The 7,219-nt window shown below is 67.9% G+C and carries 6 protein-coding genes; 3 read left to right on the forward strand and 3 right to left on the reverse strand.

The window, feature by feature from the left end; all coding sequences use genetic code 11:
- Positions 1-101: 101 nt before the first annotated feature.
- The gene (locus VV867_RS19220) at positions 102-1,493 is read left to right on the forward strand and encodes a DUF2868 domain-containing protein (protein WP_328567285.1); all 1,392 of its coding nucleotides are present in this window, start codon (positions 102-104) and stop codon (positions 1,491-1,493) included.
- Positions 1,486-2,859 (forward strand): GTPase/DUF3482 domain-containing protein, encoded by a 1,374-nt coding sequence (locus VV867_RS19225; protein ID WP_328567286.1) that lies wholly within the window; start codon positions 1,486-1,488, stop codon positions 2,857-2,859. Before VV867_RS19220 ends, VV867_RS19225 begins: the two co-directional genes overlap by 8 nt.
- A 150-nt stretch (positions 2,860-3,009) precedes the next feature.
- On the opposite strand, the gene VV867_RS19230 is transcribed toward VV867_RS19225, so the two are convergent.
- Complete coding sequence (locus VV867_RS19230; RefSeq protein WP_328567287.1) at positions 3,010-3,477, reverse strand: metallophosphoesterase family protein; 468 nt, start codon at positions 3,475-3,477, stop codon at positions 3,010-3,012.
- A gap of 49 nt (positions 3,478-3,526) precedes the next feature.
- Positions 3,527-4,915 carry a nucleobase:cation symporter-2 family protein gene (locus VV867_RS19235; protein ID WP_089390884.1) on the reverse strand — a complete coding sequence of 463 codons (1,389 nt, stop codon included), beginning with the start codon at positions 4,913-4,915 and terminating at the stop codon, positions 3,527-3,529.
- 322 nt (positions 4,916-5,237) lie between these two features.
- Here VV867_RS19235 and VV867_RS19240 point away from each other — a divergent pair, with 322 nt between their 5' ends.
- Positions 5,238-5,672: a pilin gene (locus VV867_RS19240; RefSeq protein WP_328567288.1), complete on the forward strand. Its 435-nt coding sequence runs from the start codon at positions 5,238-5,240 to the stop codon at positions 5,670-5,672.
- Positions 5,673-5,772: 100 nt separating this feature from the next.
- Here the strand turns inward: VV867_RS19240 and ilvD are convergent.
- The coding region (gene ilvD, locus VV867_RS19245; protein ID WP_328567289.1) for a dihydroxy-acid dehydratase at positions 5,773-7,219 on the reverse strand (1,447 nt) is incomplete at its 5' end.

The raw sequence follows: 7,219 nt of genomic DNA on the forward strand, positions 1-7,219 counted from the left end.
CTTCCTTGGTTCGGTCGGTGGCCGCCAGTGTTACCCCCGCGGGCGGACGTGGCACGGCGCAGCGGTTATGCTTGCGCCCAGGAACCAGCGCCGGAGACCCCGTGAGCGATACCGCCCCACCTTCCGCCTTCGACCGACTGTGGCTGTGCGAAGCCGTGCGCCTGCGCGAGGAGCAGGCCGGCCCGCTGGAGGATGCCGAAGCCAACCGCCGCGCCATCGCCGCCGGCGGCGAACTGCCCCGGCGCATCGAGCACCGCGCCCTGTGGCTGGCCGGGCGCGACCAGCTGGACAGCGCCCTGCGCCTGTGGAAACAGGGCGCGCAACTGGCCTTCTACCTGCTGATCGTCCTCGCCCTGCTCAGCGGCGCCGGCCTGGCGCTGGCCGCCCTGGGTGACGGCCAGCGCCCGGTCAACGTGTTCTGGGCCCTGGCCAGCCTGCTCGGCCTGGACCTGCTGATGCTGCTGGGCTGGGCCTGCGGCTTCGCCCTCGGTGGCGGCGAGGCGGCCGGCGCCCTGGGCCGCCTGTGGCTGTGGCTGAGCGGCAAGCTGGCGCGCGATGCCCGCGCCGCGCAACTGGCGCCGTCGCTGCTGGTGCTGCTCGGCCGCCAGCGCCTGACGCGCTGGGCGCTGGGCATGCTGGTCCACGGCCTGTGGCTGCTGGCCCTGGGCGCGGCCCTGGTGGTGCTGCTGGCGTTGTTGTCGACGCGGCGCTACGGCTTCGTCTGGGAAACCACCATCCTCGGCGGCGACACCTTCGTCTTCCTCACCCAGGGCCTGGGCGCGTTGCCTTCGCTGCTGGGCTTCCCGCTGCCGGACAGCGACCTGGTGCGCGCCAGCGGCGACGCCCTGGTGGCCAGCGAGGCCGCGCGCCACGCCTGGGCCGGCTGGCTGGTGGGCATCCTGCTGGTCTATGGGCTGCTGCCGCGCCTGCTGCTCTGGGCCTTCTGCCTGTGGCGCTGGCGCAGCGGCCGCGCGGCGTTGCGCCTGGACCTCTCGCTGCCGGGCTACAGCCTGCTGCGCGAGCGCCTGCAGCCCGGCAGCGAGCGCCTGGGCGTCAACGATGCCGCGCCGGCCAGCCTGGTCGAGCCGCAGGCGCAGAACCCTGCGGCCAGCGCAGAGGGCGCCTTGCTGGTGGCCATCGAACTGGACGACAGCCAGGGTTGGCCGCCGAAGCTGCCGGCCGGCGTGGCCGATGCCGGCGTGCTGGACGATGGCGCGCAACGCCGTCGCCTGCTGGAGCAACTGACCCGCTACCCGCCGGCGCGCCTGGCCATCGCCTGCGACCCGCGGCGCTCGCCGGACCGCGGCACCCTGGCGCTGATCGCCGAGCTGTCGCGCTGCGCCGGCGCCACCCGCGTCTGGCTGCTGCAGCCGCCGGCGGGCATCGGCCTGGACAGCGACCGCCTGGCCGACTGGCATGCCGCCATCGACAAGCTGAACCTGCCGCACAGCGGCGCATCGCCCCTGGCCTGGCTGGAGAGCGGACATGACTGAGCCCCTCAGGCTGGCCGTGGTCGGCCATACCAACGTCGGCAAGACCTCGCTGCTGCGCACCCTGACCCGCGACGTCGGCTTCGGCGAGGTCTCGCACCGCCCCAGCACCACCCGCCATGTCGAGGGGGCGCGCCTGTCGGTGGACGGCCAGGCGCTGCTGGAGCTGTACGACACGCCGGGCCTGGAGGACGCCATCGCCCTGCGCGACTACCTCGACGCCCTGGAACGCCCCGGCGAGCGCCTGGACGGCCCGGAGAAGCTGCGCCGCTTCCTCGACGGCAGCGAGGCGCGCGGGCGCTTCGAGCAGGAAGCCAAGGTGCTGCGCCAGTTGCAGGCATCCGATGCCGGGCTCTACGTGATCGACGCCCGCGAGCCGGTGCTGGCCAAGTACCGCGACGAACTGGCGGTGCTCGCCGGCTGCGCGCGGCCGCTGCTGCCGGTGCTGAATTTCGTCGCCAGCGCCAACCACCGCGAGGAGCAGTGGCGCGAGGCCCTGTCGCGCCTGGGCCTGCACGCCCTGGTGCGCTTCGACAGCGTGGCGCCGCCGCTGGACGGCGAACGGCGACTCTACGAAAGCCTGGCGCTGCTGCTGGAGAAGTCCCGCCCGCAGCTGGAGCGGCTGATCCAGGACCACGAGGCCCAGGCCGTGGCGCGGCGCGAGGCTGGCGCCAAGCTGATCGCCGAACTGCTGGTGGATGTCGCCGCCTGCCGCGACCTGGTGCCCGGCGACGCCGAGGCCATCCGCAAGGCCACCGAGGCCCTGCGCGACCGCGTGCGCAAGCGCGAGGAAGCCTGCGTGCAGGCCCTGCTGCGCCTCTACGCCTTCCGCAAGGACGATGCCCGCGCCGCCGACCTGCCGCTGCTGGGCGGGCGTTGGGGCGATGACCTGTTCAACCCCGAAACCCTGCGCCAGCTCGGCGTGCGCCTGGGCGGCGGCGTGGCGGCCGGCGCCGCGGCCGGCGCCGGCATCGACCTGCTGGTGGGCGGACTGACCCTGGGCGCCGCCACCGCCCTCGGCGCCCTGGCCGGCGGCGCCTGGCAGACCGTGGGCCACTACGGCCAGCGCCTGCTCGGCAAGCTCAAGGGCCAGCGCGAACTCTCGGTGGACGACAGCGTGCTGCGCCTGCTCGCCCTGCGCCAGCGGCAGCTGCTGGCAGCGTTGCAGGCGCGGGGCCATGCGGCGATGGAAGCGATCCGCGTCGACTCGCCGGAAGACAAGCAGTGGCGCGAAGGCAAGCTGCCCGAGGCGCTGCGCAAGGCCCGGGCGCACCCGGAATGGTCGACCTTGAATGGCCGCAAGCGGGTGGACAAGAGCGAACGCCAGGAACAGGTCGACGCCCTGGCGCAACAGCTGTTGGCACCGTAGGGCGTATAACCGTTCGCGGTTATACGCCGTTTGACCTTGCTCGAAGGGCGTTGCGGGTTCGAACACGAAGCGCCTGCGGGCTCAGCCACGGAGTTGGCTCGTGGGCAAGGTGTAGCGGCGGATAACCGCGAACGGTTATTCGCCCTACGTTCAGCCCAGCGTGATCATTTCCACCGAAGCCTGTTTGTCCGTGATGTGCAGGATCGCCAGCGCGATCGGCAGCTTGAAACGGCGCGGCCCGGCGCTGCCGGGGTTGAGGTAGAGCACGCCGTCGCGCACTTCCTGCAGCGGCTTGTGCGAATGCCCGGCCAGCACCACGTCGAAGCCTTCCGCGCGCGGATCGACGGCCAGCTGCTTGAGGTCGTGGATCAGGTACAGGCGCAGTCCGCCCAACGCCAGGACCAGGGTCTCGGGGATCGCCGCGGCCCAGGCTTCGGTGTCGTTGTTGCCGCGCACCACGTCCAGCGGCGCCAGCTGGCGTAGCGCATCGAGAATGCCCGGCTTGCCGATGTCGCCCAGGTGCAGGATGCGCTCGCAACCCCGCAGGGCATCCAGGGCCTCGGGGCGCAGCAGGTTGTGGGTGTCGGCGATCACGCCGACGCGCAGGGGAGTGCTCATGCCCCCAGCATAAACGACGACGCCACCGGCAGGTGGCGTCGTGGCGGGCTCAGTGCCGGGCCTGGGCCGCCGGCGTTTCCGGCAGGAACCAGTTCAGCAGCAGGGCGCAGATGCCGCCGGTGGCGACGCCGGATTCCAGCACGTTGCGCAGCGCCGCCGGCATGTGCGCGAGGAACTCCGGCACCTGCGACACGCCCAGGCCCAGGGCCAGGCTGACCGCGATGATCAGCAGCGCGCGGCGGTCCAACTGGACGCTGGCGAGGATGTTGATGCCCGAGGCGGCCACCGCGCCGAACATCACCATGGCCGCGCCGCCGAGCACCGGCTCGGGCACCGCCTGGATGACCCCGGCGACGCTGGGGAACAGGCCTAGGAGGATGAGCATCGCGGCGATCCACAGGCCGATGTGGCGGCTGGCCACGCCGGTCAGCTGGATCACCCCGTTGTTCTGCGCGAAGACCGAGCTGGGGAAGGTGTTGAAGAGGCCGGCCAGCAGCGAGTTGGCGCCGTTCACCAGCACCCCGCCCTTGATCCGCTGCATCCACAGCGGGCCTTCCACCGGCTGCTTCGAGACCTTGCTGGTGGCGGTGACGTCGCCGATGGCTTCCAGCGAGGTGACCAGGTAGATCACCAGCATGGGGATGAACAGGCTCCAGGAGAAGCTCAGGCCGAAGTGCAGCGGCACCGGCACCTGGAACCGCGCGGCCTGGTGCATGCCGGTGAAGTCCAGGCGGCCCAGGTAGCCGGCCAGCACGTAGCCCACGGCCAGGGCGATGACGATGGCGCCGCTGCGCATCCACACCACCGGAATGCGGTTGAGCACCACGATGATCGCCAGCACCACGCCCGACAGCAGCAGGTTCTCGCCGTTGGCGAAGGTGCCGTTGGCCATCGCCGAGAAGCCGCCGCCCATGCTGATCAGGCCGACCTTGATCAGGGTGAGGCCGATCATCAGCACCACGATGCCGGTCACCAGCGGGGTGATCAGGCGCTTCACGAACGGCAGGATGCGCGACACGCCCATCTCCACGAAGGAGCCGGCCATGACCACGCCGAAGATGGCCGCCATCACCTGTTCCACCGGCGTGCCCTGCTTGACCATCAGCGCGCCGCCGGCGATCAGCGGCCCGACGAAGTTGAAGCTGGTGCCCTGGACGATCAGCAGCCCGGCGCCGAACGGCCCGAAGCGCTTGCACTGGACGAAGGTGGCGATGCCGGAGATGACCAGCGACATGGACACGATCAGGTTGGTGTCCCGCGCGGAAACGCCCAGCGCCTGGCAGATCAGCAGGCCGGGGGTGACGATGGGCACGATGATCGCCAGCAGGTGCTGCAGCGCGGCGAGCAGCGTGACGGGCAGGGCGGGGCGGTCTTCCAGGCCGTAGACCAGGTCGCGCTGGGCCTTGTCGGCGGTGACGGGGTTCTCGAGGGAGCTCATGGCGGCAGTCCGGGAAAAAGAGCGGGATTTTACGGGGTGGGCGCGGGATCGGACAGTGCCATAGGGCAGGGATTTCTTTGGTGATATGACATTAACTGTCAATAGATGACGGTAGTAGTGGCACTATCTGCCGTTGTTCGTCATTTTCGAAATGAGGAGTTTTGAGTGCTGTTGAACGATCTTTGTTGTTGAGGAAATTTCAGTGGTTATCAGCGGAATGTGACTACATATCTTCCTTCTTCATGGGGAATTTAATTCATTTGGCTCGCTGGCTTCAATTGGAGGTTGGCGGATTCAGATAAATGACTCATGGAGCTTGAAGATGGATAGATATCGTTCCTTTCAGAAGGGCTTTACTCTGATTGAATTGATGATCGTTGTGGCGATTATTGGTATTTTGGCGGCTATCGCTATGCCTGCCTATCAGGACTATACAGCTCGAGCCCAGGCTACCGAGGGACTGAAGGCAACTTCAGGCATACAGGCAGATATCGCTATAGAATCTGCGGAAGCAGGTGCGCCAACAGCATCCGATGAAACTATAGCTGCAGCCGCAGCCCTTGCTGGTAAATACTTTGAAGCTGGAGGTGTAGACGTAACCGCAGCGGGTATAATCACAGTTACATTTGCATCGGGTGGCTTGGAAGGTCAGGGTTTAGTATTAACTCCTAACTTTGTTAATGGTACAAATCAGATTTCCCGATGGACCTGTAGCGGCTTGAATAATACTTCGCATATTCCATCGGGTTGTCGTTGATTGATTTAAATGGTGGCCTTTAAGGGGGTAGCTATGATTGTTAACCTCCTTGGCAAGAAGCCCGGCACTTAGGCCGGGCTTCTTATTTGCCGTCAGGTAATTAACCTTCCAGCAACGCCTTATTCCGCACTGCACCCTTGTCGGCACTGGTAGCCAGCAACGCATAAGCCTTCAGCGCGGTACTGACGCGACGGGCGCGCGGTTGCGCCGGCTTCCAGCCCTTCCTGTCCTGCTCGATGCGGCGGGCGGCCAGTTCTTCGTCGCTGACCAGCAGGTTGATGCTGCGGTTGGGGATGTCGATCAGTACCTTGTCGCCGTCCTGCACCAGGCCGATGGCGCCGCCGGCAGCGGCTTCCGGGGAGGCGTGGCCGATGGACAGGCCCGAGGTGCCGCCGGAGAAGCGGCCGTCGGTGAGCAGGGCGCACTGCTTGCCCAGGCCCTTGGACTTCAGGTAGCTGGTGGGGTAGAGCATCTCCTGCATGCCCGGGCCGCCTTTCGGGCCTTCGTAGCGGATGATCACGATGTCGCCCGGCTTCACTTCGTCGGCGAGGATGCCCTTCACCGCGGCGTCCTGGCTTTCGAAGATCTTCGCGCTGCCTTCGAACACGTGGATGGATTCGTCCACGCCGGCGGTCTTCACCACGCAGCCGTCCAGGGCGATGTTGCCGTAGAGCACGGCCAGGCCGCCTTCGGCGGAGTAGGCGTGCTCGACGCTGCGGATGCAGCCTTCGGCGCGGTCGTCGTCCAGGCTCGGCCAGCGGGTGTTCTGGCTGAACGCGGTCTGGGTCGGGATACCGGCCGGGCCGGCCTTGAAGAAGGTGTGCACGGCTTCGTCGCGGGTCTGGGTGATGTCCCACTGGGCGATGGCATCGGCCATGCTCGGGCTGTGCACGGTCGGCACGTCGGTGTGCAGCAGGCCGCCGCGGGCCAGTTCGCCGAGGATGGAGAAGATGCCGCCGGCGCGGTGCACGTCTTCCATGTGGTACTTCTGGATGTTCGGCGCCACCTTGCACAGCTGCGGCACCTTGCGCGACAGGCGATCGATGTCGCGCAGGTCGAAGGCGATCTCCGCCTCTTGCGCTGCGGCCAGCAGGTGCAGGATGGTGTTGGTCGAGCCGCCCATGGCGATGTCCAGGGTCATGGCGTTCTCGAAGGCCTTGAAGCTGGCGACGTTGCGCGGCAGCACGGAATCGTCGCCTTCGCCGTAGTAGCGCTGGCACAGTTCCACGGCCAGGCGCCCGGCGCGCAGGAACAACTGTTCGCGGTCGGCGTGGGTGGCCAGGGTCGAGCCATTGCCCGGCAACGACAGGCCCAGGGCCTCGGTCAGGCAGTTCATCGAGTTGGCGGTGAACATGCCGGAGCAGGAACCGCAGGTGGGGCAGGCGCTGCGCTCGTATTCGGCGACCTTCTCGTCGGAGCAGGAGTCGTCCGCCGCGACCACCATGGCGTCCACCAGGTCCAGGCCGTGGCTGGCCAGCTTGGTCTTGCCGGCTTCCATCGGCCCGCCGGAGACGAACACCACCGGGATGTTCAGGCGCAGGGCGGCC

Source organism: Pseudomonas sp. JH-2 (genome assembly GCF_036231725.1).
Lineage (GTDB): Bacteria > Pseudomonadota > Gammaproteobacteria > Pseudomonadales > Pseudomonadaceae > Pseudomonas > Pseudomonas delhiensis.

Coding starts and splice junctions, on each gene's coding strand:
- VV867_RS19225 (WP_328567286.1), top strand. CDS start 1,486: ATGACTGAGCCCCTCAGGCTGGCCGTGGTCGGCCATACCAACGTCGGC.
- VV867_RS19230 (WP_328567287.1), bottom strand. CDS start 3,477: ATGAGCACTCCCCTGCGCGTCGGCGTGATCGCCGACACCCACAACCTG.
- VV867_RS19235 (WP_089390884.1), bottom strand. CDS start 4,915: ATGAGCTCCCTCGAGAACCCCGTCACCGCCGACAAGGCCCAGCGCGAC.
- VV867_RS19240 (WP_328567288.1), top strand. CDS start 5,238: ATGGATAGATATCGTTCCTTTCAGAAGGGCTTTACTCTGATTGAATTG.